Raw genomic sequence first — 26,855 nt, forward strand, 5'->3', positions numbered from 1 at the left:
AACAGGTAGAATATGCAAATGATTGAAAAAGTAGGTGCAGCAGTAAAGTTTTTAAAAGAGAAAGGATTTGAAAATCCTGAGGTTGGCATTATTCTAGGAACAGGTCTGGGAGCCTTGGCAGAGGATATTGAAGTTGAAAAAGAATTTGTCTATGCGAATATTCCTCACTTTCCTATCGCCACCGTTGAATTTCATAAGGGTAAGTTATTGTACGGTAATCTGGGAGGAAAAAAGGTAGTAGCCATGCAAGGTAGATTTCATTACTACGAAGGACATAGCATGCAGCAGGTCGTTTTCCCAGTTCGGGTAATGAAAGAATTAGGAATAAAAAAAATGATAATATCCAATGCGGGTGGCTGTATGAATCTGGAATGGAATAAAGGTGAGTTAATGCTAATTGAAGACCATATAAATCTTCAGCCTGACAATCCACTTAGAGGGTATGAAGCAAACGCTTTTGGTCAGGTATTTACAGATATGAGCCAGCCCTACAATTCACAGATGAACGACAGTCTAATCAAAATCGCTAAAGAAGAAAATATTAAACTCAATAGGGGCGTGTATGTATCTGTGGTAGGTCCAAGCTTAGAAACTAAGGCTGAGTATCGATTTTTGCGAATGATCGGTGCGGATGTTGTAGGCATGAGCACAGTTCCAGAAGTAATCGCAGCAAACCAAATGGGGTTGCCAGTATCTGCTATATCTGTTTTGACTGACTATTGTGATCCTGATAACCTGGAGCCTATTGACATTGAAGATATTATTGCTACAGCCAAAACCGCCGAAAAAGACATGGTTATTTTAATTAAGAAATTGCTGTCAACAACGTAAAAATAAGCTTCAAGTCAAAAAATGTTGATTTCTAAAAAATAGAGGCCATTGATGAAATCATTGCCTTTTCGTTTCTTTTAAAATTATGCTTAGGGGGCTGGCTTAGAAATATCTCAGATAAATAGGGATCTCCTTTTTCTAATGTAGACTTAAAAGGCCAATAGTCATCCATATCAATTATCGTTTCTTGATTCGTTGATTTTGAATCTACTTTAATCTGGTGGTGCATTTTGAATCTCGTACCATATGAAAAGAGTAATACTAAAAAGCAAGTTGTGGTGAGTTGCATAGTCAAGGTTTATTAGACAGCTAATCTACCCACACCATACACCAAAATAAATACCCTAAAAATGGTATTTTTCTTATCAATTGATAAAATTTTGCTGATAACGCTACCCTGAATAGGGTATTTTTTTAAAATTATCAGATTATCAAGCTGCTATTATCAAAAAAGTAATTAATCTAGGGCTCAAATTGGTTAAAAAACAGATAACTGAGGTTGTTGAAAAAGCTATCTTAAGGATAGTTGGTTGGTCTGATCGCTTGATGAATAATTGAGATTGATCAGACCTTTTTTAAACAATGGAGACTTGTTATTCGTAACTAAAGCATGTTAGGTTTATCCCTGAATACCTATTTTCACATACTTTTCATAGTAACCATCTTTAGTTCATTATTTTGCCAGATAGTTTTGATAAGCGAGCAAGTTTCGTGGAAAACTTTAAGGCAACTGGGCTTTATAGATGGAATCTATGGTATATCTGCTATCATGGTAGTAGGAACAGGATTACTTAATTGGTTTTTACTTGGCAAAGGCTCAAGCTACTACCTAGCCAACTCATTTTTCATTATAAAAATATCCCTTTTTACGATAGTTGGACTTTTGTCCATTTATCCAACAGTCATGATAAGTCGAGCTAAAAAGCAAAATAAACATTCTCCCCCTGCCAATATTCAATTAAGAAATGTGGATAAAATGCGAATTTTTGTAATCGCTGAACTAATCTTAATGGCGCTAATTCCACTTTTTGCTGAATTGATGGCGAATGGAATAGATATTAAATAATCAATTCGAACAGATTAGCTTCCAAATGCATAAATATTTCTCGAACGGGTTAATCTGCATTTATCACTACGATCTGCTTAACCTAGTGTTTTAAAGACGATTCCAACATAAATCAGGGTACTGGAACTAACGAGTCATCATCTTTAGAAGTAGACGTCAGACAGGCAATAAAGAATTCGCTTTCTCAACTAGATATATTCCATAAATAGCTAGCAATCAAACAATTCTGATCGTGCGAGGTTTTAACATAAATTTCATCCGATGAAAGAATATACCATAATCTATAAGAGTAAACCTTCAGAGGTGGTCGCCGCAGCAGGAAGGTTGGATTTAATCAAAATTCAATTTGATGGTGATGAGAATAGATTTAAACAAGATGTTAAGAAACTAGTGTGGGACGAACTCAGTATGCAGTGCGTTCTGGATGTAGCTTCTGATCAAATAAATGCACAATTGTCCACCGCGGATATTAATCCTTATGGATGGCGAAATGCGTAGTAAGAATTTGTAGTAGTAGAGTAGGTTGTAAAGCGCCACACTTCCCAAAAGTGGGCGCTTTCTTTTCATTATTTGAATGCAGGAATCCCAGTAATCTCTGCACCTAAAATCAGTAGGTGAATATCATGAGTCCCTTCATAAGTTACAACAGACTCTAAATTCATCATGTGACGCATCATTGGATATTCCCCAGTGATTCCCATTCCTCCGTGTATCTGTCTTGCCTCTCTGGCAATATTCAAAGCGATCTCTACACTATTTCTTTTCGCCATGGATATCTGTGATGTTGTGGCCTTTCCTTCTTCCATCATTTTACCCAGTTTCCAGTTAAGGAGCTGTGCTTTGGTGATCTCAGTCAACATCTCTGCAAGTTTCTTTTGAATCAACTGAAAAGACCCTATTGGCTTTCCAAATTGCTCCCTTTCCAATGAATATCGTTTTGCTGAATCATAGCAATCCATTGCAGCACCTATAGCTCCCCATGCTATCCCATATCTGGCTTTATCCAAACATCCCATTGGGGCTCCTAGCCCGTTTTTACCTGGTAGCAGGTTCTCTTTCGGAACTTTCACATCGCTAAATACCAGTTCACCTGTACATGAGGCACGTAAAGACCATTTACCGTGCGTTTCAGGCGTACTAAAGCCTTCCAAGCCACGTTCCACTATTAGCCCATGAATTCTACCTTCTTCATTCTTTGCCCAAACCACTGCAATATCAGCTTTTGGAGAATTAGAAATCCACATTTTAGCTCCGTTAAGCAGGTAATGATCTCCCATGTCTTTAAAATGGGTTTCCATACCACTTGGATTGGAACCGTGATTGGGTTCAGTTAAACCAAAACAGCCAAGCATTTCTCCAGAAGCCAGCTTTGGAAGATATTTTTTTCTTTGTTCTTCCGAACCATAAGCATAGATCGGATACATCACTAACGATCCTTGAACAGATGCTGTAGATCGCATACCTGAATCTCCACGCTCTACTTCCTGCATGATTAGCCCATATGAAATATAGTCCAGTCCGCCACCTCCATATTCAGCTGGCACAGTGGGACCAAACGCACCAACTTCTCCAAATTTCTTAACAATTTCCTCTGGAAAATGATTTTTCTCCGCCCACCCTTCGATGTACGGGGTAATTTCCTTTTTAACAAAGTCCCTAACTGAGGAACGGATTAGTTTATGCTCATCGGTAAGCAAGTCATCCAGGGCATAAAAATCTGGTGATTCGAATTCATCTACAAAGTTTCTCTTTTCTGCACTCATCAGAGGGATAGATTTTAGTCTGTTGTTAAAATTTCCGCCAAATTTACAACCTTAAAACTCAACTAAAACAACAACAATGAGCGAAAAGAAGATCGATGAAAAAATTCTTCATCAACTCACCAAATTAGAAGAAAAATATGAGGTGATGGGGCAAGACTTATCTAGCTATTTAGATGGTCTTCTTTACTCAGACTACCTAACCTATTGGGATTATATTCATTTGGATACTTTACTAAGCTTACAAAGTCCACGAACAGCTATCCCTGATGAAAAAATCTTCATCTTATACCACCAGGTGACAGAATTGTACTTTCGTCTGATCTTAAACGAGATGGAGCAAATTGTCTTCACAGACCCTATCGGAGAAAAGACCTTTATTAAGCGACTAAAACGGATAAATAGATACCTCGATCATTTAATCGACTCTTTTGACGTCATGACAGATGGAATGGATCAGGATCAGTTTTTAGCTTTTAGGATGGCTTTACTGCCGGCAAGCGGTTTCCAATCGGCCCAATATAGAAAACTTGAAATTTTCTCAACCGACTTTAAGAATCTGGTCAATGCTGAAAAAAGAGATGAATTAGCCGAAGAAAAAGATATCTCAAAACTTTATGAATTTCTCTATTGGAAAGCGGGTGCAACTGAACTCGCTACAGGCAAAAAAACACTAACCCTGAAGCAATTTGAAGCTAAATACGGCAAAGAGTTTATTGATTTAGGAACTCGATTAGCATCATGCAATATCCTTAGGAAATACAAAGAGCATTATCATGATAATGAAGATATAATCCGTGAGATGAAAAAACTGGATCAAAAGGCTAACGTTGATTGGCCACTGCAGCATCTAAAATCAGCTACTCGATATCTACAAAGGGATCCTGATGTTATTAAGGCCTCAGGGGGTACAAATTGGCAAAAATACCTTCCGCCGAGACGGCAAAGGATTATATTCTACCCTGAACTCTGGACTATTGAGGAAATGAAAGAATGGGGACAGAAATTTAAAAGAGCACTCGAAAATCCGCATGCTTAGATTCTGCACATATATAGGTTTAATATTGATATCCCAGCTAGCAATTTCGCAAATCCAGCAGGTTAAGAATTTTTATGATGCTGACAGCACGCAAATCAGTGAGGTCTATCACTTCTCATCGCTCGATTCAACGCTGGAAGGGTCTTATGAGTCCTTTTATCTAAATGGTTCGCTAAAAGCCTTTGGATGGTACAACAAAAACCTTCCCGACAGTGTCTGGAGCTATTATTATGAAAATGGCAGAAAAAAAGCTGAAGGAAAATTTAAAAATGGGGAGCCTTTTGGAATTTGGAAATACTATTATGAAAATGGGAATATTAAATCAGAAGGGTTCCTGAAGGGTAACTCTAAAGAAGGTGCCTGGCAGTTTTATTATGAAAATGATGGTGAAAAGAGCAACGGCAATTATCTCAATAATAGAAAAGATGGAATATGGAATTACTACTATGAAGATGGGTCAATAAAAGCTCAAGCAATAATCGAAAACAAATCAGGGAAATATGTTGAGTTTTATCCATCTGGAACCAGAAGAATGGAAGGCCAGAATGTGAATGAAAAGAGTGAAGGTGAATGGATCTACTACTATGAAAGTGGAGAAATTGAGGCTATTGGTAAATTCAAAAAAGGACTAAAAAGTGGTGAATGGGAGTATTTTCATAAAAATGGAACATTAGCCGCAATCGGAAATTATCAGAAAGGTGAGCGTCATGGAGATTGGCAGTATTATCATGAAAATGGAAAAATCAGTCAGTCAGGTAGCATTATAAACGACAAAAAAGATGGATATTGGAAGTTGTTTTATCCGACGGGTGAGTTGTTAGGCGAAGCTCAATACGACGTTGGGAATGGAGAGTTTAGCGAATATTACCCAAGCGGGAATCAAAAATCGAAAGGAACTATTTCGGACGGTAAAAAATCAGGTACATGGTACTATTACAGTGATCTTGGGCATTTAGAGGGTGAGGCAAACATGAGCGATGGAACAGGTGAGTATATCGGGTATTATCCGGATGGGACTGTTAAGATGAAAGGCCAAATACAAGATGATAAACGTGTTGGAGAGTGGACTTTGTATAATCCGGATGGGTCTGTTGCAGGCACTTATCATCCGATCTACGAGAGCGAAAAACCTATTTTTAAAACTAGAGTTTCCAGTGATCAATCTGAAAAAGAGTCCATTGATAAGCCTAATTATCACCCAGAAAAAAGGGGATTGAGGTATTTCTTACCACGAGTGAATGAATATAAGAGCTTCATTATTGCGAGTAACCCGTTTTGGTTAATTGATGATCAGCTTCCTATTGCAATAGAATATTACATTCAAGAACGATTAGGCTATGAATTGCAATTTGATATGCGTCGATCCCCCTTTTTTACCGCTGATAAAGACATTGGAGATTACAAAATTTACAGAAGAGGAGCGCAAGTTCATCTACGGCAAAAATTTTATCATTCAGATTCAAAATTTGGAATGTTTTATTTTGGGCACGAAGTGAATTTCAAATATCAAAATAATCAGGTAAATCACACAGACACGCTCATTATACAACAACCTCGTCTGTTTGGGAATTTGGTTGAAACATCTTACGGATATGGTTTATTAATTGGCAATAGGTGGATGAAAGATGTTGGAACTTCAGGCTTTACCATTGATGTGTTCTTAGGGGCAGGGATTTCAGCTCGCTCCTTTCAAAAACAGTATGAAACTTCTCAAGTTTTGGATAATTACTTCGATCAGGAAATAAAATCTTCAGTTCACTTTCCAATCTTCTTTGGCATCAATTTAGGTTATGCTGCTACAAAGAGTAAAAGCAAAACTCAATGACCAAAAAAACAGCAATCTTGGGGGCTACAACCAACCCTAATCGGTATGCCTTTCTTGCTGCCGAAAGGCTCACAGCAAAAAACTATGAAATTGTTCCTATTGGAATTAAGAAAGGTGAAGTTTTTGGTGTTGAAATACTCAATCTAAGGGACAAGCCGGTTGTGGAGGGGATACATACTGTGACAATGTATATCGGACCAAAAAATCAGGCAGAATGGGAAGACTATATTATTTCCCTGAATCCAAAAAGAATCATATTTAACCCCGGAGCTGAAAATTCACAACTCGCAAACAGAGCCAGGGAAAAGGGAATTGAAACCTTAAATGCCTGTACGCTCGTTATGCTGTCTAATCAACTATACTAAACCTGGTTGAAAAATTAATTTGTTGTTTCTCTAATTGATATTCTCGGAACAATATTTGTTTTATTTTTCATCAATTCCACCAATGTCCTCCTGGTCTCGATTTGTCTGATGTCGTTCAAGTTGATATCCAGATTTCTCCAATAAAAATTCTTCAATTTAAGATCCGTAAGTTCCATTGGTATAGACTTGATCTCTGTGTCTGAAATATCCAGATCTATCAAACTAGTCATCTTAAATACTTGATTTGGAAATGCAGGTATGTAATTGTCTTGTATATGAAACACCTCAAGTTTTTTTAATTGGGCATATTCTGAAGGAATTTGACTCAATCTATTGTGATGAATATATAGCTCTTTAAGATTGGCTAATTCACCTATCTCAGCTGGGATATCATATAGTTTATTAAACGATAGATAAAGAATTTCTAGATTTTCGAGGTTTGAAATAGCTGGTGGAAGGAATTCCAATTCATTATAATAGAGATCAATTACCTGCAAACCTCTCAACTCAAAAAGATCCGGAGGCAGTGTAGAAATACTATTTTTATAAAACGAAAGTTTATTTAAAAATTTAAGAGACGAGATACCTTCTGGGATTTCCTCCAGTTCATTCACCTGAATAAGTAACTGTTTTAGTCCGCTCATCTTATACAGCGTAGGGTGTATTTCATCAATTTGACATTTATTTAACCTAAGGATTTCTACATGATCAATAAGGCCATACCATCTCTTATCGAGTTTTAATGGATTTTTAGATACATCCAACTCCTCTAGATTCTTTAAGCGCCTTCCTTTCCATGTAGGAAGTTTAGTAAACTGATTATCCTCTAAAACGAGCTCATTCAATTCATTCAAGTGATGTAGACGGGGTAATTTGCTTAAACCATTCCCTGTTAAATCTAGCTTCTCAACCTTTGGTAATTTGCTGATTTTGACTTTGCTTTTACTTAGATCATTAAACCTCCAGTAGATCCGTTTTAGATTAGGTAACTCCTTTAGCCTTTTTGGGAGCTTTGATATCTTGTTATGATCGAGAATAAATACTTCTAATTTATGAGCACTATATATCCATTCAGGTACTTTTTCCAGTCTGGCACCAGTTAGATCGATCTCTTTTAGTGTAGAAATATCGGATAGTTTATACTTTTCTATTCGTTGAGTCGCTTCCTCATACCTACTCAATTCTTTAATCCTTGACACAGAATCATCAAATCTTATTGGATCTTTTTCTCTCCTCCTCCTAATCTCCTCCAAAAATTTTAATCTTTCTTCATATTGCCTTCTGCTATCATTAGCTATGCTATCCTTCTCATTTTGCTCAAATGTTCTTGCAGAATCTTGTGGAAAAAGAGAAAGGCCATGAACACAGAAAAATAGAATTAACAGACAGTTTTTTACTCGCATTACAGGTTAGGTTTAAGAATGGTTTTAAAGGTCGATTTAAACCATCAAAAACCTCGCCAAATCGAGATAATTTTAGTACTTTTGAGGATTGAAAATGACTACATTCTAAACTAAAAAGAGCGACTTAAAAAAATTGCAAAATCATTCAATTTTAGCTCTTTATTGAGTTTATAATCACTGCACATGGAAGAAAATAAGCAAAACAAAAAAGGGGATTACTCTGCTAGTAATATCCAGGTATTAGAAGGCCTGGAGGCAGTACGTAAAAGACCCGCAATGTACATTGGTGATATAGGACTAAAAGGACTACATCACATGGTATGGGAGGTCGTCGATAACTCCATTGACGAAGCTTTAGCGGGACACTGTGATACCATTACCGTAGAGATCAATAAAGATGAATCGATTACCGTAACGGATAATGGGCGAGGTATTCCAACCGACATCCATAAAAAAGAAAACAGAAGTGCCTTAGAAGTGGTAATGACTGTACTTCACGCGGGGGGTAAGTTCGATAAGGATACCTATAAAGTCTCCGGTGGACTTCATGGAGTGGGTGTTTCCTGTGTCAATGCCTTATCATCCAAGCTAACAGCGACGGTTCATCGAAACGGTAAGATCTATCAGCAGGAATACAGGATAGGTGTACCACAAGAGCCTGTCAAAGAAATAGGGAAAACAGATATTAGTGGTACGATCATTCATTTCCAACCGGACATGGATATTTTCAGTGCCAATAAATATAATTCGGAAACCATCGCTTCCAGATTGAGAGAACTTTCATTCTTGAACGCCGGAATCACCATTCACATGATCGATCATCGGGATCTTGATGAATCAGATGAACCACTAAAGGAAACATTCTTCTCTGAAGGAGGGCTTTCTGAATTCGTCTCCTATCTAGATTCGACCCGGGAAAATCTGATTCCAGATCCGATCTATATGGTTAGTGAAAAGGGAACTGTTCCAGTAGAGGTTGCACTTAGCTACAACACCTCATATTCTGAAAACGTCGTATCCTATGTGAATAACATTAATACGATTGAGGGTGGGACGCACGTTTCAGGTTTCAGGAGAGCACTTACCCGGACATTAAAGAGCTATGCTGATAAATCAGGCCTTCTGGATAAAGTAAAAGTAGAGATAGCCGGTGATGATTTCAGGGAAGGATTAACGGCAGTTATTTCGGTCAAGGTTGCTGAACCTCAATTTGAAGGTCAGACAAAAACAAAACTTGGTAACTCTGACGTAATGGGTGCGGTAGATACGTGTGTGAGTGAAATCCTGAATGAATACTTAGAAGAGCATCCAAAAGAAGCCAAGCAAATCGTTTCCAAAGTTATAGTGGCTGCTCAAGCCAGACACGCTGCTAGGAAGGCACGTGAAATGGTGCAGCGTAAAAATGTACTGTCCGGGACTGGTTTACCAGGTAAATTAGCAGATTGCTCTGATAAGGATCCATCAGTATGCGAGTTATATCTAGTTGAGGGAGACTCAGCCGGCGGTTCTGCTAAGCAAGGTAGAGATCGGAAATTTCAAGCCATTCTTCCGTTAAGAGGTAAAATCCTTAATGTGGAAAAGGCTCAAGAGCATAAGATCTATGACAATGAGGAGATCAAGAACATGATCACTGCATTGGGTGTTTCTTTTGGTACCGAAGAAGATGAGAAAGCACTTAACATGGAGAAGCTTCGATATCATAAGATCATAATTATGACCGATGCGGATATTGACGGAAGTCACATTCGAACTTTAATTTTGACCTTTTTCTTTAGGTATATGCGATCATTGATCGAAAGTGGATACTTATATATTGCATTACCTCCCCTTTACCTTATCAAAAAAGGAAAGTCGGAAAAGTATGCATGGTCCGAAGACGATCGAGTACGAGTTATAAAAGAAGTAGCTCCTAATGGTAAGGAGGATGCTGTAAATGTTCAGAGGTATAAAGGATTGGGGGAAATGAATCCCGATCAACTATGGACAACCACAATGGATCCTGCCCATAGAAGTTTAAAGCGAGTAACGATAGAATCTGCTGCAGAGGCAGATCATTTGTTCTCTATGCTTATGGGAGATGAGGTAGCTCCTCGAAGGGAGTTCATCGAGAAAAATGCCAAATACGCTAAAGTTGACGTTTAGTGTTATTTAGATAAAATAATCTGATACATCGCTTGAAGAAACTTCCATATCACAGCAAATGTGAAAAGGATAGCAGAACCGAAAGCAAATATGATCAGAAGAAAAAAGTCTAAAATTTTTTCCATACTCTTCAGGTTAATTGATTGAAAACAATATACGATTTAATTAACCAAAGAGGTGCTAAAATGTTAAACTAATTTTCAATTATGAAATATAATTTTACTTATAAAGTCTTTTGCCTGCTATTATTTGGTTGTTACGGGTCATTTTCCTTCTCCCAAGGCTATTGGCAACAGAGAGTGGAATATAAAATGGACATTGATTTCAATGTAGATAACCACCAATATAATGGCACTCAATCATTGAAGTATTTCAACAATAGTCCGGATACCTTAACGAAGGTATTCTATCACCTTTATTTTAATGCTTTTCAGCCAAATAGCATGATGGATACACGAAGTAGGACTATTGAAGATCCAGATGGAAGGGTTGGCGATCGTATTTCAAAATTGAATGATTCAGAGATTGGATGGCATAAGATTGAATCTTTGAATCAGGATGGTGTAGCCCTCGCTTATAATATTGAAGGCACGGTGCTTGAGGTCAAGCTAGCAGAGCCTTTGATTCCGGGTTCCGCAACCGTTTTAAATATGAATTTTCAAAGCCAGGTGCCTATTCAAATCAGAAGAAGTGGGCGAGATAATGCAGAAGGAATTGACTACAGCATGGCGCAATGGTATCCGAAAATAGCGGAGTATGATGAAAAGGGTTGGCATGCGCATCCTTACATAGGAAGAGAGTTCTATGCCCCTTGGGGTGACTTTGAAGTGAACTTAACCATCGACAAAAATTATGTGATTGCGGCAACTGGTGTTTTACAGAATCCAAATGAAATCGGATACGGTTATGAGGATGAGGGCGTTAAAGTTAAAAGAAAGGGAAAAAGCCTAACCTGGAAATTTAAAGCCGAAAAAGTTCATGACTTTGTTTGGGCTGCAGACCCAGACTATATACACAAAATTGCCACTGTTAAGAATGGGCCTGAACTACATTTCTTTTATCAGGAGGGTGAAAAAACTGAAGCATGGAAAGAGCTTCCAGATCTTGCAGTCAAGGCTTTTGAATACATAGAAGAGAATTTTGGTGAATACCCCTACCCCCACTATTCAGTTATTCAGGGTGGTGATGGAGGTATGGAGTACCCAATGGCTACCCTTATTACTGGCCATCGCAATCTTCAAAGCCTTGTAGGTGTCACTGTTCATGAGGCACTTCATAGTTGGTATCAAGGATTATTAGCTACAAATGAGAGCTACTATGCATGGATGGATGAAGGCTTCACGACCTACGCAACAGCTGAAACTACATCACACATATTTGATAGATCAGATCGCACGCAGGCAAGGAATTTTAAAACTTATGTTTATTTGACTCAATCAGGCAAAGAAGAACCATTAAGTACTCATTCTGATCATTTTAATACAAATTCTGCCTATGGATTAGGCTCTTACTACAAGGGCGCAATTGCACTTGCGCAGATGAATTACTTAATAGGAAAAGAAGCTACTGCACGAGCCCTGAAAAAATACTATTACCAGTGGAGATTTAAGCATCCTGATGCCAACGACTGGATCAGGGTTTTTGAAAAAGAATCCGGATTGGAATTAGATTGGTATTTGGACTACTGGCTCAATACTACCCACACCATTGATTATGGTATTAATGAGGTAAGAGAAGAGGATGACAACACAGTCGTTATGCTGAAAAGAGAAGGTATGATGCCAATGCCAATGGATGTTCTTGTTACTTTTTCAGATGGAACAAAGAAAATTTACTATGCTCCTCTAGGAATAATGAGAGGCGAAAAATCCAATGAAACAGATCTTGAACGAATTATACTGCCGGATTGGTCATGGACTCACAGGTACTACGAGTTCACAGTAGATTCATCTAAAGAAAACATCAGTTCAATAGAAATTGATCCTGATGGATATATGGCTGATGTAAGGCGAGAAAATAATAAATGGGAGAACTAATCCCCTCCTTAATTTAATTCTCTGCTCTACTTACATTACCTTTAATTGTAATTATCTGAGTCGGAGCTACGGGATCATTTGAATAAATCGTGATTGACTTATATTGATTACCACGCATATCAGAGGTATCAAAAAAGACTTTAAGCATTTGGCTTTTTCCTTTTTTGATGCCTTTATTTTTTACTTCATACGTTATGCAGCCACAATTTGATTTAATGGTCCGGAAATAAAGTTTTTCATTTCCGACATTCTTTAATTCAAACTCAATTTCCAATTTTTCTCCAGCTGTGACCTTTCCAAGGTCATAAGATCTATCAATGATTTCCAACTTTGCAGCATTGTCAAGCTCTTCAGCAGTCATTTCAGGGAAGTACTCTTCAATTACCGCAATGACTGAAAGGGATTCCTCAGAGTTATCTGTCAATTCAATCATGTCACTTACATATCCATAGTCTCCTTTTTTGATTGGATCGTAAGTCACAATCATTTGACCAACTTCTCTGGGGTTAAGGAACTCCTGAACCAGTGATACTGTAATGTGCTCTGGTAGACTAATACTTAGTGAATTAAGGGAAACGATGGTGTCAGAGTAGTTGAACACGTCAAATGATTTTTCCACAGGCCTCTCTGTTGTGATCTTCCCCATATTTAACCCACGATATTTCAATCTCAAATCTCCCGCCAGAATTGGGAACTCCTGCTCGGGAGTTTTAGGTTTTGGTTTGACAAAACCTGAGATGTATAATGTCTGATTAGAGGGTCCGTGAGTTGTGCTTACTCTTAGAGATTTCCTGAAACGTCCAGGTCGATTTCTTGGATTATATTTTGCTTTTACGTAACCCGAATCACCAGGCATGACTTCCTCTTTCGTCCATCCAGGGGTGGTGCACCCACAAGAAGCCTTCACTGCGGTAACCTTAATTGGCACATCTCCACTATTAACAAACTTAAAAGTGTATTCTGCAAAGCCCCCCTCCTCATTTAACTCACCAAAATTATAATCAGTTATCTCGAATGAAAGATTCGGTTGTGCCTGAGCAGATAAAAGAAATAGCACAGAGACTGTAGATAATAGTAGTTTCATTTTCAAATTATATTTTACAAGATAGCCCTCAAAATACAAGCCCCAAATTATATAGGTTTGCACAAAATTGTGAACGAATGGCAAGAATACTAACAGGTATACAAAGTTCTGGTAAACCCCACTTAGGTAATCTCTTAGGAGCAATTATTCCAGCTATTGAATTATCTAAAAAGAAAGACAATGAATCCTTTTTCTTTATAGCAGACCTGCACTCACTTACCACCATTAAAGATGCAAATCTACGAATTGAAAATACAAATGCTGTAGCAGCAGCCTGGTTAGCGTGTGGTTTCGATACTTCTGTGAATACATTCTATCGACAATCAAGGGTTCCGGCCTGCTGTGAGCTAACCTGGTACTTAAATTGCTTCACCCCCTTTCCAATGCTTGCAAATGCTCATTCTTTCAAGGATAAGGCAGATAGGTTAGCTGATGTAAACGCCGGACTTTTCGATTACCCCGTATTGATGGCCTCTGACATTTTACTATATGATGCCAATTTTGTACCAGTAGGAAAAGATCAAAGGCAACACCTTGAAATGACACGTGATATGGCATCATCATTTAATCATCAGTTTGGGGAAACATTCACAGTTCCCGAAGCATTGATTGACGATAACGTGATGACTATCCCAGGTACCGACGGACAAAAAATGAGCAAAAGCTATGGGAATATCATTGATGTGTTCCTACCTGAAAAAAAGCTTAGAAAAAATGTAATGCAAATTGTTACTGACAGCACCCCGCTTGAAGAACCTAAAAATCCGGATACTTGTCATGTATTTGCAATCTATAAGCTATTGGCTTCAAAAGATCAAGTGGCCGTCATGAGACAGAAATATCTGGGGGGAAATTATGGTTATGGTCACGCCAAACAAGAGCTATTTGAATTACTAAGAGATAAGTTTAGCTCTGAGCGTGAAAAATATGACTACTATATGAATAATCTGGAGGAGTTGGAGAACGAGCTCAAAAAAGGAGAAGAAAAAGCAGCTGTGATTGCTAATGAAGTTTTAACAAGAGTAAAAAGAAAATTAGGATTTGCATGAGCATAGCAAAAGATAAAGCGAACGAATGGCTGGCCGCTACTAATCTGGATCAAGATGCTAGAGAACAAATTTCTTTATTGCTTGAGAACCAGGAGGAGTTGGAAGAAGCTTTTCAAAATGATTTAGCATTCGGAACGGGTGGTCTCCGCGGAATAATGGGGATTGGTACAAACCGTATCAATAAGTTCACGGTAGGCATGGCCACACAGGGCTTCTCAAATTATTTGAAAAGTCAATTTAATAGCGATATAAAGGTTGCCATTGCATACGATAGCCGAAACAATAGCCGCCTATTTGCAGAAACTGCAGCAGGCGTTTTCTCTGCAAATGGTATAAAGGTGTTTCTTTTCGAAGACCTTCGACCTACTCCAGAACTATCATTTGCAATTAGATATTTAGGATGTCAAGGCGGAGTTGTCCTTACGGCCTCACACAACCCTAGAGAATACAATGGATATAAAGCCTACTGGGAAGATGGAGGACAGATAGTGCCGCCACATGATCAAAACATCATCGCTGAAGTTCAAAAAATTCAATCCATCGATGAGATTAATTTCAATTCGAATCCATCACTTATCCAAACCATAGGAGAGGATGTGGACAAGGCTTACTTGCAAATGATCCACGGGTTATCGCTTTCAAAGAAAGAAATTGAGCGTCACAGTGACCTCAAAATTGTATTCTCTCCAATTCACGGAACTGGAATTACAATGGTGCCCAAAGCCCTAGAAGAATTGGGATTCAAAAATGTGCATGTCGTTGAAGAGCAATCTGTACCGGACGGAGACTTTCCAACGGTGGTTTATCCGAATCCGGAAGAGCAAGAGGCCATGTCCTTAGCACTGAAAACAGCAAGAAACATTGATGCGGATCTTGTAATGGCTACAGACCCTGATGCAGATAGAGTAGGAATAGCTGTGAAAAATTCAAAGGGAGATTTCCAACTTCTTAATGGGAATCAAACTGGAGCACTTCTCGTCTATTATCTATTAAAAAAATGGAGTGAAAAAGGGTTAGAAGGCAATGAGTATATTGGTAAAACAATTGTCACTACTGAGCTCATTCGTGATATTGCGTCAGCGTATGAAGTCAATTGCTACGACACGCTAACAGGCTTCAAATGGATCGCTGATCTGATTCGGAGCAAGGAAGGCAAGGAAATATTTATTGGAGGTGGGGAAGAAAGCTACGGATACATGATTGGAGAAATGGTACGTGACAAAGATGCTGTAGCCAGCAGTGTCATGATCGCTGAAATGACGGCATGGGCAAAAGATAAAGAAATGAGTGTCTTTGATTTACTCATTGAGGTTTATGGAAAACATGGTTTCTACTACGAAGAACTCAAATCCATTACAAAGAAGGGCTTGAAAGGGGCAGAAGAAATCAAAGATATGATGATCAATTTTAGGCAAAATCCACCTAGCCAATTGGCCGGCTCTCATATTATCAACACAATCGATTATTTAGAAGGACAAAAAATCGATGAAAATGGAAAAAAAGAACCCGTTGATCTTCCAAAATCAAATGTGCTTCAATACCTTACTGCTGATGGTACTAAAGTAAGCGTTAGACCTTCAGGCACAGAACCAAAAATTAAATTTTATTTTTCGGTCAAGAGTGAATTAGAAGGCAATGATTACTTTAGAACTGAAGAAAAATTAAAAAATAAAGTACATAACTTGCTGAAAGACTTGAATTTGTGATGAGATCACAAATTATTGGATTAAATAAATCAAAAGTGTTAATTTGCGAAGATTAGACAGACATAATAACAATTCGTCTTTCCGAACAGTGAGTCACCAATCTAACCGAAATTGAATTGAGCACCGTAGCTTTAAATTTTGTACTTGTCATCGCAGGTTTCATCCTTCTAATCAAAGGAGCTGATTACCTGGTAAATGGAGCTTCTTCACTAGCCAAACGTTTTAATGTATCCGATATTGCTATAGGACTCACCGTAGTAGCTATGGGAACTTCTGCTCCTGAGTTAGTCGTAAATATCATTTCCGGTTCCGTACAAGATGGTGGCAGTGGAGCCAATGAAGTCGTTTTCGGAAATATTATTGGATCAAATATTTTTAACATATTCCTGATTCTGGGTATAGCCAGTATTATTTACCCACTCACAGTTGAAAGAAATGCGCTCTGGAAAGAGGTTCCATACTCTTTACTAGCAACATTTATATTCTTTATTCTTGTTAATGATACACTTTTCTTTGGTGGCGATGTGAATTCGCTAGATGTGAAAGATGGAATCATTCTCCTTGTCATGTTTGTGCTGTTTTTGGTTTATATTTTTATGAACCTGAGCAGAAACCCTGAAGCAGAAGTAGAGGATATTGAAATTCATGGTAGTTTAAAAACAACTATTATGATTGTGCTGGGAATTGTAGGTTTAGTTTTCGGTGGAAACCTAATAGTTGAAAATGCAGTGACAATAGCAAAATTCTATCATGTAAGTGATAAGATGATTGGATTAACAATTTTAGCCGCAGGAACATCATTACCGGAACTAGCTACATCGGCAGTTGCAGCATTTCATAAAAAATCAGATTTAGCGGTCGGAAATATTGTTGGATCCAATATTTTCAATCTATTATTGGTCCTAGGTGCTACATCTCTTGTACATGCACCGCTTGTCTACACTTCTACACTAAATACAGATTTGTATATTGTGATGTTAGGAACATTCATGCTGTTCATATTCATGTTTACCTTGAATAAGTACAAACTAGATAGAGCAGAAGGAATGGTTTACATAATCGGGTTTATTGCCTATTCCTACTACCTGTTTGTAAGAGAAGACATCCTTCCAGGATTTTTTTAAATTAAACGATTATGCTACCAAAAATTGACCCAACGACAACCAAGTCATGGGCAAAACTAAGCGAGCTTTCCGCTAAGGAAACCAGCATTAGTGATTTGCTAAAAAATTCAAATCGACTAGATCAATTTACCTTTGATTTTTCTGATTTTCACTTTGATTTCTCTAAGAACAATCTTTCGTCAGATGTGATGCAGTCGTTAATAAACCTGGCAGAAGAGTGTGGTTTAAAAGAAGGGATAAAAGCCATGTTTGATGGTGATCCAATAAATGAAACCGAAAGCAGATCTGTTCAACATGTCGCATTGAGGGCACGCGAAAAGGAGGAAGTGGAAAAGGAACTTAGAAAAGTTAAATCGTTTACAGAAAAGCTGCATTCCGGAGATTGGACAGGTTATTCAGGAAAGAAAATCACAGATATTGTAAACATTGGAATTGGCGGCTCAGACCTGGGCCCAAAAATGATCACCTATGCGTTGAGACCCTATTGGAAAAATGTAACGCCTCACTTCATCTCAAATGTCGATGCGGCGCAAACCGTAGAAACATTAGAAGGGTTGAATCCTGAAACCACGCTTTTCATTATTGCATCGAAGACCTTTACCACTCAGGAAACAATCACAAATGCGCTATCTGCACGGAGTTGGTTCCTGGAAAATGGTGGGACTAAGGAGACGATTAGCAAGCATTTTGTGGCCGTCAGCACGAATGAACCTGCTGTTACGGAATTTGGGATTTTAAGTGAAAACATGTTTGAGTTTTGGGAATGGGTCGGTGGGCGATTCTCTCTTTGGTCAGTCATCGGTTTGTCAATTGCCTGTGCAGTTGGGTTTGATGAGTTTGAAAAACTGCTTCAAGGTGCCAAGGAAATGGATGATCATTTCAGAACGACTGAGACATCAAAAAACCTCCCGATTATTTCGGCTATGATAGGTATTTGGTACAACAATTTCAAAGGATATAACTCAATGGCAATACTTCCATATGACCATCGATTGAGATACCTCCCCTCCTACCTCCAACAAGTTGATATGGAGAGCAACGGAAAATATGTTGACCGTTCTGGAAATGAAGTGAATTATCAAACAGGACCTATTATCTGGGGTGAGCCCGGTACGAATGGGCAGCATGCATTTTATCAACTCATTCATCAAGGCACCAAGATTATACCGTGTGAGTTCATTGGGATTGTAAATCCTGCGCACAAATTTTCGGATCATCATGAGAAACTGCTAGCCAATTTTTTTGCTCAATCTGAAGCATTGTTGACTGGAAAGTCCAGGAGTCAGGTTTTAAATGAAGTAGATGATGAAGCAGATGAAATCCTGATTAATTCTAAGATTTTTAAAGGAAATAGGCCATCAACAAGTATTCTCATCAAAGAACTCAATCCATTCAATCTAGGGAAGTTGATCGCATACTATGAACACAGAGTCTTTACTCAAGGGTTAATCTGGAACATTTTCAGCTTTGACCAATGGGGTGTTGAGTTGGGAAAACAACTCTCAAAACCCATCTTAAAAGAAATCAAGGAAAATAGAGAGGGAAATCACGACCATTCGACTATATCCCTACTGAAAAAATTTCAATCCATGCGTAAGTGAGCTGCAATTATACCTGTTGCTATACCCACATTCAGAGACTCAGCACCGCCGTGTTTAGGTATAGATACGGTATTTGAAAGGTGTGATTTTGTAACCTCGCTAACACCATGGGATTCACTGCCCATTACGATGACCCTTGGGTCTTTAAAACTTAACGAACTTAGGCTTTCACCCTCCATGTCTGCAGCATAGGCTGGCAACTTGTTTCTCTTGTAGAATTCATCCAAATCAATGTGGTAAACCTTCAATCTTGTAAAAGATCCCATAGAGCTATTGATCACTTTAGGGTGATAAAATTCTGCTGAATCTTGTGAGCATATGAGCTGAGAAAACCCAAACCAGTCAAGTGTTCTTATGATCGTTCCAACATTGCCCGGATCTCCCACTCCATCCAAAACAAAAAGATGATCGGTGAAATCGATCTCTTCCATACTCCAACTTTTCATTATTGCCACAGCAATGGCATCTTCGTTGGTTTTAAATGTACTTAGCTGAGTAAGTAAATCCTCATCAACTATTTCATTTCTGTGATTGCCCGTTTTCAAATTTTGAGCGAAAAACTGCTCTGTGCCAACAATCATCTCAATTTCATAGTCCGAATTGATCAACTCTTGCACATTTTTTGCACCTTCCACCAAAAAGCGTTCCTCACGAGTTCTGTACTTCTTAACTTTGAGTGATTTTATATACTTCTGTTCCTTTCTAGAGAGCATCTGATTTGAAGAAATTTTTAAAACTGAGTCAAATATCACTATTCGCGGGCATATTCCTTACTTCGTGCCTTGGCTCAAAGTTTCTTAAGGAAGATGAGCAAATACTTGCCAAACAGAAAATTAATGGGGTGTCAGGCTCTTTGGCTGATAATTCTACCATCTTATTAGAGCAGAATCGTAATAGCAGAATCATTTTAGGCTATCCCTTTACTCATCTTGCTCATTTATACAAACTAGGAGAAAACGGATGGATATTTAAAGGTTACGATAAAGAAAAAGCAATAGCTAAACGAGATTCAATTCTCTCAAAGTATGATCGTAAAATTGCCGCCGCTAAAAGCGACAAACGTAAACAAAAATTAAGGAACAAAAAGGCGAAAAAATATGACAAGAAAAACAGAAAAGTCAAACAAGGCAATCAATTAATGAGGTGGGGCGAACCCCTAGCCATCTATAACCACAACAGCACAAAACTCTCCAAAGAAAAAATTAATCAGTTTCTAAATTCAAAAGGATATTTTGAAGCATCCATCCAAATTGATACAGCAAACTACGACAGCCTAAATGCAATCGGAAAGTTTGGGCGAAATTTAAGAAACTGGGTGAGCGGATGGTTTGGTGAAAGTGATCGTTATATAAACCTGGAGTATCACATTGACCTTAACAATCGCTATTACGTTGATTCAATTCAATATCAAATTGAGGACTCTGTACTCCGTGACTTAGTTTTTGAAAACCTAAAAGACGCACCTCTTAAGAAAGGTTATTATAATCAGGAGACCATCTCAGAGGAACGTGATTTTGTTTATGATCTGGCAGTGAATAACGGCTATTATGAGTTTTCTAAGCAGTACACCTTATTTCAAATAGACTCGACACAACTCGGTCAGGATACGTTGATTATCAGGGAGATCATTAAAAATCCTGCAGGTCAGCAAGAACATAAAATATTTTACCTCGATTCAATCGTTTTTATTTCTGATGCAAGTATTAACGAAGCTGCAGATAGAACGATTGAGACTTATGGAGACATTACATTCAGTTTTGCTGAAAACAGGTATTCTAAAAAGGTACTGGAATGGCGGATTCCGCTTCAACAAGATGATCCATACAGTCGTGATTTGACAATAGAAACCCAACGACAACTTTCATTTTTAGATAATTTCAAATTTATAAATATCAACTATGATACTACGGGTAATTTCTTTGTAGCAAACATTTTTACTTCGCCATTTGATAAATTTCAAACATCCAGCGAATTTGGTTTATCGCGCACCCAGGGAAAACCGGGTCCATTCGTAAACATCAACTTAAAGAATAGAAACACCTTTCGCACGCTTGAAATACTCAGTTTTGATGCCAACGCAAAACTTGAAGACTTAAACTCTGTTACAGAAAGTACTGAGCGTGTCACAAATTATACATCTCGTCAGTTTGGAGCTGAAGGAGCAATCACTTTCCCCCAGTTTATATTCCCATTCGGATCATATTTTAAAAATAAGCTTGGTAAACTCAACCCAAAAACAAGGCTCTCTCTTAGTTATTCTTTTGAAGATCGGGTAGACGAATACAGGCGTCAAATTTATTCAGCCAGGTGGTCCTACAGTTGGCAGGTGAAAGACAGAATTAGGTATACATTGACTCCACTGCAGCTTGACCTAACAGATGCCTTAATCACAGGACAAGAATTTAGAGATGAAATTGATGAACTTTTACTTGAAAATAATCCGTATGCGCTTGCTTTCGTACCGGCAGTTGTAAGCAGTGCCGGATTTCAGGTTGATATATCGGTTGGTGATTATGCGAACGGAAATGAAGGTGCATATATAAGGTTCAATGCTGAAGTTGGTGGAGATTTGAATAATCAATTGGAAAACGTGTCTTTCTTCGGTGACAGCCTGGAGACCTATCAATACGTGAAAACGCAAATAGATCTTCGAAAAATTCATCGCTTAACAAGAAACACCAACGTTGCATTCAGGTTTAATGCCGGCTTGGCTTATCCATACGGAGACAATCAATCACTACCCTATGAAAAGTACTTCTTTGCTGGTGGTAGTAGTAGCATTCGAGCCTGGCGACCCAGAAGACTGGGACCTGGATCTCATGCAACATTTTTAGAAGTAGATGATGTCCCTACTGATGAGGTCAATTATAACAATGAGCGGCAGGGAAATGTACTCATCGAGTCAAGTATAGAGCTAAGACAAGATTTAGTGGGCTTTCTTGATGGTGCCATTTTTGTGGATGCCGGTAATATATGGCAAGTGGGACAGTCCTTGGTAGGTCCTGATGCGGAGGGTGATGATGGGCTATTCGAGTTTAATGATTTCCTTAGCGAAATAGCTGTGGGTACCGGCGTTGGATTAAGATTTGACCTGCAATTTCTCATCTTCAGAGTAGACCTAGGTATTAAATTAATTGACCCGGCACAAAAGGAAGGCGAACGATTTGTTGGGGATGAATTCTTCTCAAACTTTAATAGAAATACGCAAGTAAACATCGGAATAGGATATCCTTTTTAATGGAAGAAATGACAAAAGAACGTATCGCAGATTGGTTCAAAGACTTGCAAGATTCAATTTGTCAAGCACTTGAAATATTGGATGGTAAATCAACATTTCAGGAAGATAATTGGGAGAGAAATGAAGGCGGTGGCGGAAGATCCCGTGTAATCAAGGATGGTGATCTAATAGAAAAAGGAGGAGTGAATTTTTCTGCAGTTTCAGGACCTACACCGGAAAAAATCCTACAGGCGTTAAACCTAAGTAAAGCTGACTTTTTTGCCACTGGCGTTTCTATCGTGCTACACCCGCAAAATCCATGGGTCCCGATCATACATATGAATGTGCGGTACTTTGAAATGAGTAACGGCATTTGGTGGTTTGGCGGAGGTATAGATCTCACACCTCATTATGTGATAAAAGCAAAAGCTAAAAATTTTCATTGGCATTTAAAGAACACCTGCGATAAACATGATCTTGGTTTCTACCCAAAATTTAAAGATTGGGCAGATGACTACTTCTTTGTGAAACACCGAAATGAGACTCGCGGAATCGGAGGAATATTTTTTGACCGACTAGGTGACAAAGAAGGTCGGTCTAAATCAGACCAGTGGAATTTTGTAAAAGATGTTGGTGAAACATTTATACCTGCATATAAAGATGCTGTGATTGATTTGAAGTCTAAAGATTGGACAGAGGAAGACAAAAATTGGCAAAGAATTCGAAGGGGCAGATATGTGGAATTCAATCTGGTTCATGATAAAGGAACCAAGTTCGGTCTTGATACAAACGGACGGACAGAATCTATTTTGATGAGCCTTCCTCCTGAAGCCAACTGGGAATATGACCATCAACCACAGACGCCAGATCAAAAAGAAACATTGAAATCACTAAAAAAAGGCATTGACTGGGTCAATGCCTAATTCTTAAAAAAGTGTTTTTGATTTATAGAAGATTAAACTTTTCCATAAGAGATTCTTTATAGGATGCTCCTATTGAGAACGTTTTCTCTCCAATGTGGACTTGTAGGTCTTCTATCTTATTTATTTTATCTCGATTGATGATATAGCTTCGATGAACTCGACTAAATATACTTTCCGGTAGTCGCTTCTCGATCCCCTTCATTGTATGATGAACAATATGTTTTTTCCCCGCTTCCGTATTAAAAATGACATAATCTGCTAAAGCCTCAACAAACAATATGTTATCATAGCTCAAACGGAAAAGCTTACCATCGCTCTTTACATAAATATGATCTTCCTGCTCCGCAATTAACTTTTCCTTCTCAAGGTTTTCTTTCACCTTGTTCACTGCCTTCATGAAGCGTTCATACTCGACCGGTTTTACCAGATAGTCCGCCACCGCATCTTCAAAAGCTTCAATCGCGTATTCCTTCTTAGACGTTACCAGAATTACGTTGTACGCATGCTGGAGGTCTTTAACGAGATCCAGGCCACTCATTCCCGGCATTTCGATATCGAGAAATACGATATCTACATCATTGGCACTTTCGCCAAGTAAAATATCGTGAGCTTCTTGTGTATTATCAAGATCGTGAGTTAAGACCAGTGAGTCGGTCTTATCAATGAATTTTTTAATAACGAGACGAGACATTTTGTCGTCATCAACTACCATGCAATTGAGAGCCATTATTTTCTATTTACGATTAAGTCAATATACTTTCCGATAATATCAAATTCAATATTTACCGTGCTACCAACCACTAGCTGATTGAAGTTGGTATGTTCAAATGTATAAGGAATTATTGCCACAGAAAAGATTTTTTTTCCAACATTGAAACAAGTAAGGCTGGTACCGTTAATACAAACACTTCCTTTTTCCACCACTAACCCCTCTTCCTGTAGCTCAAATGTGAACAACCAACTACCATTTTCATCTTTAAAGTCAACCACTTTAGCTGTGCTATCCACATGCCCTTGTACAATATGTCCATCAAATCGGCCATCCGCTTTCATGCAGCGCTCCAAATTCACTTTACTACCAACCTGCCATTGACTAAGATTTGATTTATTCATCGTCTCATCAATAGCTGTAACCCAATGCTTTCCATCTGCAACTTTGGTAACGGTCAGGCAAACGCCATTATGTGAAACACTTTGATCAATTTTTAACTCATCAGAGATCAATGAAGAAATGACAAAGTCAACATTGGTCCCAACTGGATAAATTTCTTCTACTTTCCCGACAGTTTCAACTATTCCTGTAAACACGCTGATTAAATTTAAGCTTCAAAATAAGTGAATTGGAAGATACCTACAAGCATAAGGGTTTGCGAAAGCAATTGGTTTTAGAAATTTCTAAAAAAGGTGTAAAAAATTCTGCTGTTTTAGCGGCAATAGGCAAAATTCCCCGCCACTATTTCTTTGATCCCATATTTGAAAATCATGCATATGAGGATAAAGCTTTTCCCATAGATGCAGGGCAAACCATTAGTCAGCCCTATACCGTAGCATTTCAATCGCAACTATTGAAAGTTCAACCGGGGGATAAAATCTTAGAAATAGGTACCGGGTCTGGCTATCAAGCATGCGTACTTGTGGAGCTTGGTGCAAAAGTTTACACGATTGAATATCAAAAGAAGCTTTATCAAAAAGCCATTCGATTTCTACCAAAACTCGGCTATCAGCCTCACATGTATCAGGGGGATGGATCCAAAGGTATGCCGCGTTTTGCTCCTTACGACGGCATCATTGTAACGGCAGGAGCACCTACTATTCCTGAAGAGCTTATTGAACAACTAAAAATTGGTGGACGACTAGTTATCCCAGTCGGGAACAACGACATTCAATCAATGGTTTTGATAGAGAAAGTGTCAGAAAACAAGATAAAAAAGAAGCAATTCAACAATTTCAGCTTCGTACCTTTGCGTGGGGAACGCGGCTGGCCCAGCAAAGGGACTAAATAATTGATAAAACTCTTTATAGAAGTTGGAAGCGTATTCATACACTCTATTTCAAACTGTATCTACATATGAAAAAAATTAAAAACTGCAAGGACTCATTTGTTACTATGACCGAACTTGTTCTTCCAAACGATACGAACGGACTTGACAATTTAATGGGAGGCCGCCTTATGCATTGGATGGACATTGCTGCTGCCATCGCCGCTCAAAAGCATTCTAACCGCATTGTTGTTACTGCCTCTGTTGATAATATCTCTTTTTCTGAACCGATCCGTAAAGGAAACACAGTAACGATCTCTGCTTTTGTCACTCGAGCATTTAGCTCATCCATGGAGGTCTATCTGGAAGTAGTTGCGGAAGACATTCCGGCTGACAAAAAAGTACATACTAACCGCGCATTTTTCACTTTTGTGGCTGTTGATCAATCAGGAAAACCAATAGATATACCTCAGCTACAACCAGAAACAGATTTTGAAAAAGAGCTCTATGAAGGAGCGCTAAGAAGGCGACAACTACGTCTGGTGCTAGGTAAGCGGATGAAACCGAGTGAAGCAAAAGAACTAAAGTCTATATTTGATATGGAAGACTAAACTCCATGGAAAAAGAAAACCTGCACTTACTCATAAACGAAGAAATCTACTTGCTACCACAAGACAAACTCATTGAAGATGAGACTCTTGATAAGACGGAAGAAGTGCAGGAATCTACTACTGTAGCTGAACCGGAACCTGAGCTTTTAGCAAAGCAGGAAAAAGCTGCACCAGAGCAACCAAAGCCCGCATCAAAAGAGGAACCAGAAGAAGTGCACCATCAGGAGTCTCCCCACATTCCGCATCACGATCTTCCAGACTCCAAACCTTTGCCTTTTGCTGTTTTTCATACCAGTCACGCTCCCGCGGAGAACGAACTTCTTCACAAAATCCTGGATGCCTGTAAAGTACCTGAGAGTGATTACAAGATCTTCAGTAATGGGTTTGATCAATCTGTGATGTTTAAAAAAGCGCTGGTTTTTGTGCCAGAAGCCAAAGCCTTCTACACCCCTATCCCTTACAAAGGGAGCGAATTCCTTTGTTCCAAACCACTGGATCAGATTTCAGGGAACGTTCAGGAAAAAGCTAAACTCTGGGCTGCACTTCAAAAGTTTGTTGACCATTTGATTTAAGTTCATCTATCATGAATAACAATGACATCCTTCGACGTATCAGGTACATTTTCGATTATGGAGATGATAAAATGATTAAGCTTTTTAAGCAAGGAGGAAAAGAGGTTACAAGAACTCAAATAAGTGATTGGATGAAGAAAGAGGATGATCCCGATCAAAAATCATTCTACGATGTTGATCTGGCAGCTTTCTTAAATGGCTTGATAATAAAACATAGAGGGAAAAAAGATGGTGAAACACCTAAGCCAGAAAAAAAATTAAACAATAACATCATTTTCAGGAAGCTGAAAATTGCGCTTAACATGCGCGATGAAGATATCATTCAGACGTTTGATCTCGCCAAGTTTGAAGTCAGTAAACATGAAGTCAGTGCCTTTTTTCGAAAACCAACTCAGAAACAATATCGATTATGTAAGGATCAGTTTCTAAGAAATTTTCTTCAGGGACTTCAGATAAAATACAGAGGGTCTAATGAAGACGAGAAAAGCGACGATGCACAAAAACAAAAACCTGCTACATAAG

At 38.5% G+C, this 26,855-nt stretch carries 25 protein-coding genes; 18 read left to right on the forward strand and 7 right to left on the reverse strand.

Annotated features, from left to right (window positions below; genetic code table 11):
- The first annotated feature begins 18 nt into the window (after window positions 1–18).
- The 3 genes from ACO05G_RS11590 (at window position 19) to ACO05G_RS11600 (ending at window position 2,395) form a co-directional block, all read left to right on the forward strand.
- A complete protein-coding gene (locus ACO05G_RS11590) occupies window positions 19–831 on the forward strand; it encodes a purine-nucleoside phosphorylase (RefSeq protein ID WP_421762930.1) in 813 nt (270 codons plus the stop codon).
- Between the two features lie 610 nt (window positions 832–1,441).
- A complete protein-coding gene (locus tag ACO05G_RS11595) occupies window positions 1,442–1,897 on the forward strand; it encodes a DUF2214 family protein (RefSeq protein ID WP_421762931.1) in 456 nt (151 codons plus the stop codon).
- A 261-nt stretch (window positions 1,898–2,158) separates the two neighbouring features.
- The gene (locus ACO05G_RS11600; RefSeq protein WP_421762932.1) at window positions 2,159–2,395 is read left to right on the forward strand and encodes a hypothetical protein; all 237 of its coding nucleotides are present in this window, start codon (window positions 2,159–2,161) and stop codon (window positions 2,393–2,395) included.
- Window positions 2,396–2,463: 68 nt separating this feature from the next.
- Here the strand turns inward: ACO05G_RS11600 and ACO05G_RS11605 are convergent, their stop codons facing one another.
- Window positions 2,464–3,660, reverse strand: a complete 1,197-nt coding sequence (locus ACO05G_RS11605; RefSeq protein WP_421762933.1) for an acyl-CoA dehydrogenase family protein — start codon at window positions 3,658–3,660, stop codon at window positions 2,464–2,466.
- Window positions 3,661–3,736: 76 nt separating this feature from the next.
- On the opposite strand from ACO05G_RS11605, the gene ACO05G_RS11610 reads away from it, so the two are divergent.
- Genes ACO05G_RS11610 through ACO05G_RS11620 form a run of 3 tightly spaced genes read left to right on the forward strand, consistent with a single transcriptional unit; the run spans window position 3,737 to window position 6,886 of the window.
- Window positions 3,737–4,696: a tryptophan 2,3-dioxygenase family protein gene (locus tag ACO05G_RS11610; RefSeq protein ID WP_421762934.1), complete on the forward strand. Its 960-nt coding sequence runs from the start codon at window positions 3,737–3,739 to the stop codon at window positions 4,694–4,696.
- A gap of 25 nt (window positions 4,697–4,721) precedes the next feature.
- Window positions 4,722–6,521 carry a toxin-antitoxin system YwqK family antitoxin gene (locus ACO05G_RS11615; protein WP_421762935.1) on the forward strand — a complete coding sequence of 600 codons (1,800 nt, stop codon included), beginning with the start codon at window positions 4,722–4,724 and terminating at the stop codon, window positions 6,519–6,521.
- Window positions 6,518–6,886 (forward strand): CoA-binding protein, encoded by a 369-nt coding sequence (locus tag ACO05G_RS11620; RefSeq protein ID WP_348283633.1) that lies wholly within the window; start codon window positions 6,518–6,520, stop codon window positions 6,884–6,886. Before ACO05G_RS11615 ends, ACO05G_RS11620 begins: the two co-directional genes overlap by 4 nt.
- Window positions 6,887–6,900: 14 nt before the next feature.
- Here the strand turns inward: ACO05G_RS11620 and ACO05G_RS11625 are convergent, their stop codons facing one another.
- Window positions 6,901–8,289 (reverse strand): leucine-rich repeat domain-containing protein, encoded by a 1,389-nt coding sequence (locus tag ACO05G_RS11625; protein WP_421762936.1) that lies wholly within the window; start codon window positions 8,287–8,289, stop codon window positions 6,901–6,903.
- A gap of 183 nt (window positions 8,290–8,472) precedes the next feature.
- Between ACO05G_RS11625 and gyrB the strand changes: the two genes are divergently transcribed.
- A complete protein-coding gene (gyrB, locus tag ACO05G_RS11630) occupies window positions 8,473–10,431 on the forward strand; it encodes a DNA topoisomerase (ATP-hydrolyzing) subunit B (RefSeq protein WP_348283635.1) in 1,959 nt (652 codons plus the stop codon).
- A gap of 2 nt (window positions 10,432–10,433) precedes the next feature.
- Here gyrB and ACO05G_RS11635 read toward each other — a convergent pair whose 3' ends face one another.
- Entirely contained in the window at window positions 10,434–10,556 is a 123-nt protein-coding gene (locus ACO05G_RS11635; protein ID WP_348283636.1) for a hypothetical protein, read from the reverse strand.
- 81 nt (window positions 10,557–10,637) lie between these two features.
- On the opposite strand from ACO05G_RS11635, the gene ACO05G_RS11640 reads away from it, so the two are divergent.
- The gene (locus tag ACO05G_RS11640; RefSeq protein ID WP_421762937.1) at window positions 10,638–12,467 is read left to right on the forward strand and encodes a M1 family metallopeptidase; all 1,830 of its coding nucleotides are present in this window, start codon (window positions 10,638–10,640) and stop codon (window positions 12,465–12,467) included.
- 13 nt (window positions 12,468–12,480) lie between these two features.
- Here ACO05G_RS11640 and ACO05G_RS11645 read toward each other — a convergent pair whose 3' ends face one another.
- Window positions 12,481–13,551 carry a DUF1573 domain-containing protein gene (locus ACO05G_RS11645; RefSeq protein WP_421762938.1) on the reverse strand — a complete coding sequence of 357 codons (1,071 nt, stop codon included), beginning with the start codon at window positions 13,549–13,551 and terminating at the stop codon, window positions 12,481–12,483.
- 77 nt (window positions 13,552–13,628) lie between these two features.
- Here ACO05G_RS11645 and trpS point away from each other — a divergent pair, with 77 nt between their 5' ends.
- The 4 genes from trpS (at window position 13,629) to pgi (ending at window position 19,031) form a co-directional block, all read left to right on the forward strand.
- Complete coding sequence (gene trpS / locus ACO05G_RS11650; RefSeq protein WP_421762939.1) at window positions 13,629–14,600, forward strand: tryptophan--tRNA ligase; 972 nt, start codon at window positions 13,629–13,631, stop codon at window positions 14,598–14,600.
- Window positions 14,597–16,306 carry a phospho-sugar mutase gene (locus ACO05G_RS11655; protein WP_421762940.1) on the forward strand — a complete coding sequence of 570 codons (1,710 nt, stop codon included), beginning with the start codon at window positions 14,597–14,599 and terminating at the stop codon, window positions 16,304–16,306. The genes trpS and ACO05G_RS11655 overlap by 4 nt, the downstream gene beginning before the upstream one ends.
- A 116-nt stretch (window positions 16,307–16,422) precedes the next feature.
- Window positions 16,423–17,430, forward strand: a complete 1,008-nt coding sequence (locus tag ACO05G_RS11660) for a calcium/sodium antiporter (RefSeq protein ID WP_348283641.1) — start codon at window positions 16,423–16,425, stop codon at window positions 17,428–17,430.
- 11 nt (window positions 17,431–17,441) lie between these two features.
- Window positions 17,442–19,031 carry a glucose-6-phosphate isomerase gene (gene pgi / locus ACO05G_RS11665; protein ID WP_421762941.1) on the forward strand — a complete coding sequence of 530 codons (1,590 nt, stop codon included), beginning with the start codon at window positions 17,442–17,444 and terminating at the stop codon, window positions 19,029–19,031.
- On the opposite strand, the gene ACO05G_RS11670 is transcribed toward pgi, so the two are convergent.
- A complete protein-coding gene (locus ACO05G_RS11670) occupies window positions 19,013–19,744 on the reverse strand; it encodes a TrmH family RNA methyltransferase (RefSeq protein WP_421762942.1) in 732 nt (243 codons plus the stop codon). The genes pgi and ACO05G_RS11670 overlap by 19 nt on opposite strands.
- Before the next feature lie 5 nt (window positions 19,745–19,749).
- Between ACO05G_RS11670 and ACO05G_RS11675 the strand changes: the two genes are divergently transcribed.
- Both ACO05G_RS11675 and hemF read left to right on the forward strand, forming a co-directional pair.
- Window positions 19,750–22,269 carry a BamA/TamA family outer membrane protein gene (locus ACO05G_RS11675; RefSeq protein WP_421762943.1) on the forward strand — a complete coding sequence of 840 codons (2,520 nt, stop codon included), beginning with the start codon at window positions 19,750–19,752 and terminating at the stop codon, window positions 22,267–22,269.
- An 8-nt stretch (window positions 22,270–22,277) separates the two neighbouring features.
- Entirely contained in the window at window positions 22,278–23,171 is an 894-nt protein-coding gene (gene hemF / locus ACO05G_RS11680) for an oxygen-dependent coproporphyrinogen oxidase (protein WP_421762944.1), read from the forward strand.
- A 22-nt stretch (window positions 23,172–23,193) separates the two neighbouring features.
- Here the strand turns inward: hemF and ACO05G_RS11685 are convergent, their stop codons facing one another.
- Window positions 23,194–23,898 (reverse strand): LytTR family DNA-binding domain-containing protein, encoded by a 705-nt coding sequence (locus tag ACO05G_RS11685; RefSeq protein ID WP_348283646.1) that lies wholly within the window; start codon window positions 23,896–23,898, stop codon window positions 23,194–23,196.
- Window positions 23,898–24,479: a riboflavin synthase gene (locus ACO05G_RS11690; protein ID WP_421762945.1), complete on the reverse strand. Its 582-nt coding sequence runs from the start codon at window positions 24,477–24,479 to the stop codon at window positions 23,898–23,900. The genes ACO05G_RS11685 and ACO05G_RS11690 overlap by 1 nt, the downstream gene beginning before the upstream one ends.
- A gap of 23 nt (window positions 24,480–24,502) precedes the next feature.
- On the opposite strand from ACO05G_RS11690, the gene ACO05G_RS11695 reads away from it, so the two are divergent.
- The 4 genes from ACO05G_RS11695 to ACO05G_RS11710 all read left to right on the forward strand — a co-directional run bounded on the left by ACO05G_RS11695 (window position 24,503) and on the right by ACO05G_RS11710 (window position 26,854).
- A complete protein-coding gene (locus tag ACO05G_RS11695) occupies window positions 24,503–25,174 on the forward strand; it encodes a protein-L-isoaspartate(D-aspartate) O-methyltransferase (protein WP_348283919.1) in 672 nt (223 codons plus the stop codon).
- Window positions 25,175–25,239: 65 nt separating this feature from the next.
- Entirely contained in the window at window positions 25,240–25,761 is a 522-nt protein-coding gene (locus ACO05G_RS11700) for an acyl-CoA thioesterase (RefSeq protein WP_348283648.1), read from the forward strand.
- Between the two features lie 5 nt (window positions 25,762–25,766).
- A complete protein-coding gene (locus tag ACO05G_RS11705; protein WP_421762946.1) occupies window positions 25,767–26,333 on the forward strand; it encodes a hypothetical protein in 567 nt (188 codons plus the stop codon).
- Between the two features lie 11 nt (window positions 26,334–26,344).
- On the forward strand, window positions 26,345–26,854 hold the full coding sequence (locus ACO05G_RS11710) for a DUF1456 family protein (RefSeq protein ID WP_421762947.1): 510 nt from the start codon (window positions 26,345–26,347) through the stop codon (window positions 26,852–26,854).
- Window position 26,855 lies beyond the last annotated feature (1 nt).

This window comes from Ekhidna sp., assembly GCF_965227465.1.
In the GTDB taxonomy this organism is placed as follows: Bacteria; Bacteroidota; Bacteroidia; order Cytophagales; family Cyclobacteriaceae; genus Ekhidna.

Excerpts from the sequence above, each read along its gene's own strand:
- ACO05G_RS11590 (WP_421762930.1), top strand. The coding sequence starts at position 19 with ATGATTGAAAAAGTAGGTGCAGCAGTAAAGTTTTTAAAAGAGAAAGGA.
- ACO05G_RS11595 (WP_421762931.1), top strand. The coding sequence starts at position 1,442 with ATGTTAGGTTTATCCCTGAATACCTATTTTCACATACTTTTCATAGTA.
- ACO05G_RS11600 (WP_421762932.1), top strand. The coding sequence starts at position 2,159 with ATGAAAGAATATACCATAATCTATAAGAGTAAACCTTCAGAGGTGGTC.
- ACO05G_RS11605 (WP_421762933.1), bottom strand. The coding sequence starts at position 3,660 with ATGAGTGCAGAAAAGAGAAACTTTGTAGATGAATTCGAATCACCAGAT.
- ACO05G_RS11610 (WP_421762934.1), top strand. The coding sequence starts at position 3,737 with ATGAGCGAAAAGAAGATCGATGAAAAAATTCTTCATCAACTCACCAAA.
- ACO05G_RS11620 (WP_348283633.1), top strand. The coding sequence starts at position 6,518 with ATGACCAAAAAAACAGCAATCTTGGGGGCTACAACCAACCCTAATCGG.
- ACO05G_RS11625 (WP_421762936.1), bottom strand. The coding sequence starts at position 8,289 with ATGCGAGTAAAAAACTGTCTGTTAATTCTATTTTTCTGTGTTCATGGC.
- gyrB (WP_348283635.1), top strand. The coding sequence starts at position 8,473 with ATGGAAGAAAATAAGCAAAACAAAAAAGGGGATTACTCTGCTAGTAAT.
- ACO05G_RS11635 (WP_348283636.1), bottom strand. The coding sequence starts at position 10,556 with ATGGAAAAAATTTTAGACTTTTTTCTTCTGATCATATTTGCTTTCGGT.
- ACO05G_RS11640 (WP_421762937.1), top strand. The coding sequence starts at position 10,638 with ATGAAATATAATTTTACTTATAAAGTCTTTTGCCTGCTATTATTTGGT.
- ACO05G_RS11645 (WP_421762938.1), bottom strand. The coding sequence starts at position 13,551 with ATGAAACTACTATTATCTACAGTCTCTGTGCTATTTCTTTTATCTGCT.
- trpS (WP_421762939.1), top strand. The coding sequence starts at position 13,629 with ATGGCAAGAATACTAACAGGTATACAAAGTTCTGGTAAACCCCACTTA.
- ACO05G_RS11655 (WP_421762940.1), top strand. The coding sequence starts at position 14,597 with ATGAGCATAGCAAAAGATAAAGCGAACGAATGGCTGGCCGCTACTAAT.
- pgi (WP_421762941.1), top strand. The coding sequence starts at position 17,442 with ATGCTACCAAAAATTGACCCAACGACAACCAAGTCATGGGCAAAACTA.
- ACO05G_RS11670 (WP_421762942.1), bottom strand. The coding sequence starts at position 19,744 with ATGCTCTCTAGAAAGGAACAGAAGTATATAAAATCACTCAAAGTTAAG.
- hemF (WP_421762944.1), top strand. The coding sequence starts at position 22,278 with ATGACAAAAGAACGTATCGCAGATTGGTTCAAAGACTTGCAAGATTCA.
- ACO05G_RS11685 (WP_348283646.1), bottom strand. The coding sequence starts at position 23,898 with ATGGCTCTCAATTGCATGGTAGTTGATGACGACAAAATGTCTCGTCTC.
- ACO05G_RS11700 (WP_348283648.1), top strand. The coding sequence starts at position 25,240 with ATGAAAAAAATTAAAAACTGCAAGGACTCATTTGTTACTATGACCGAA.
- ACO05G_RS11705 (WP_421762946.1), top strand. The coding sequence starts at position 25,767 with ATGGAAAAAGAAAACCTGCACTTACTCATAAACGAAGAAATCTACTTG.
- ACO05G_RS11710 (WP_421762947.1), top strand. The coding sequence starts at position 26,345 with ATGAATAACAATGACATCCTTCGACGTATCAGGTACATTTTCGATTAT.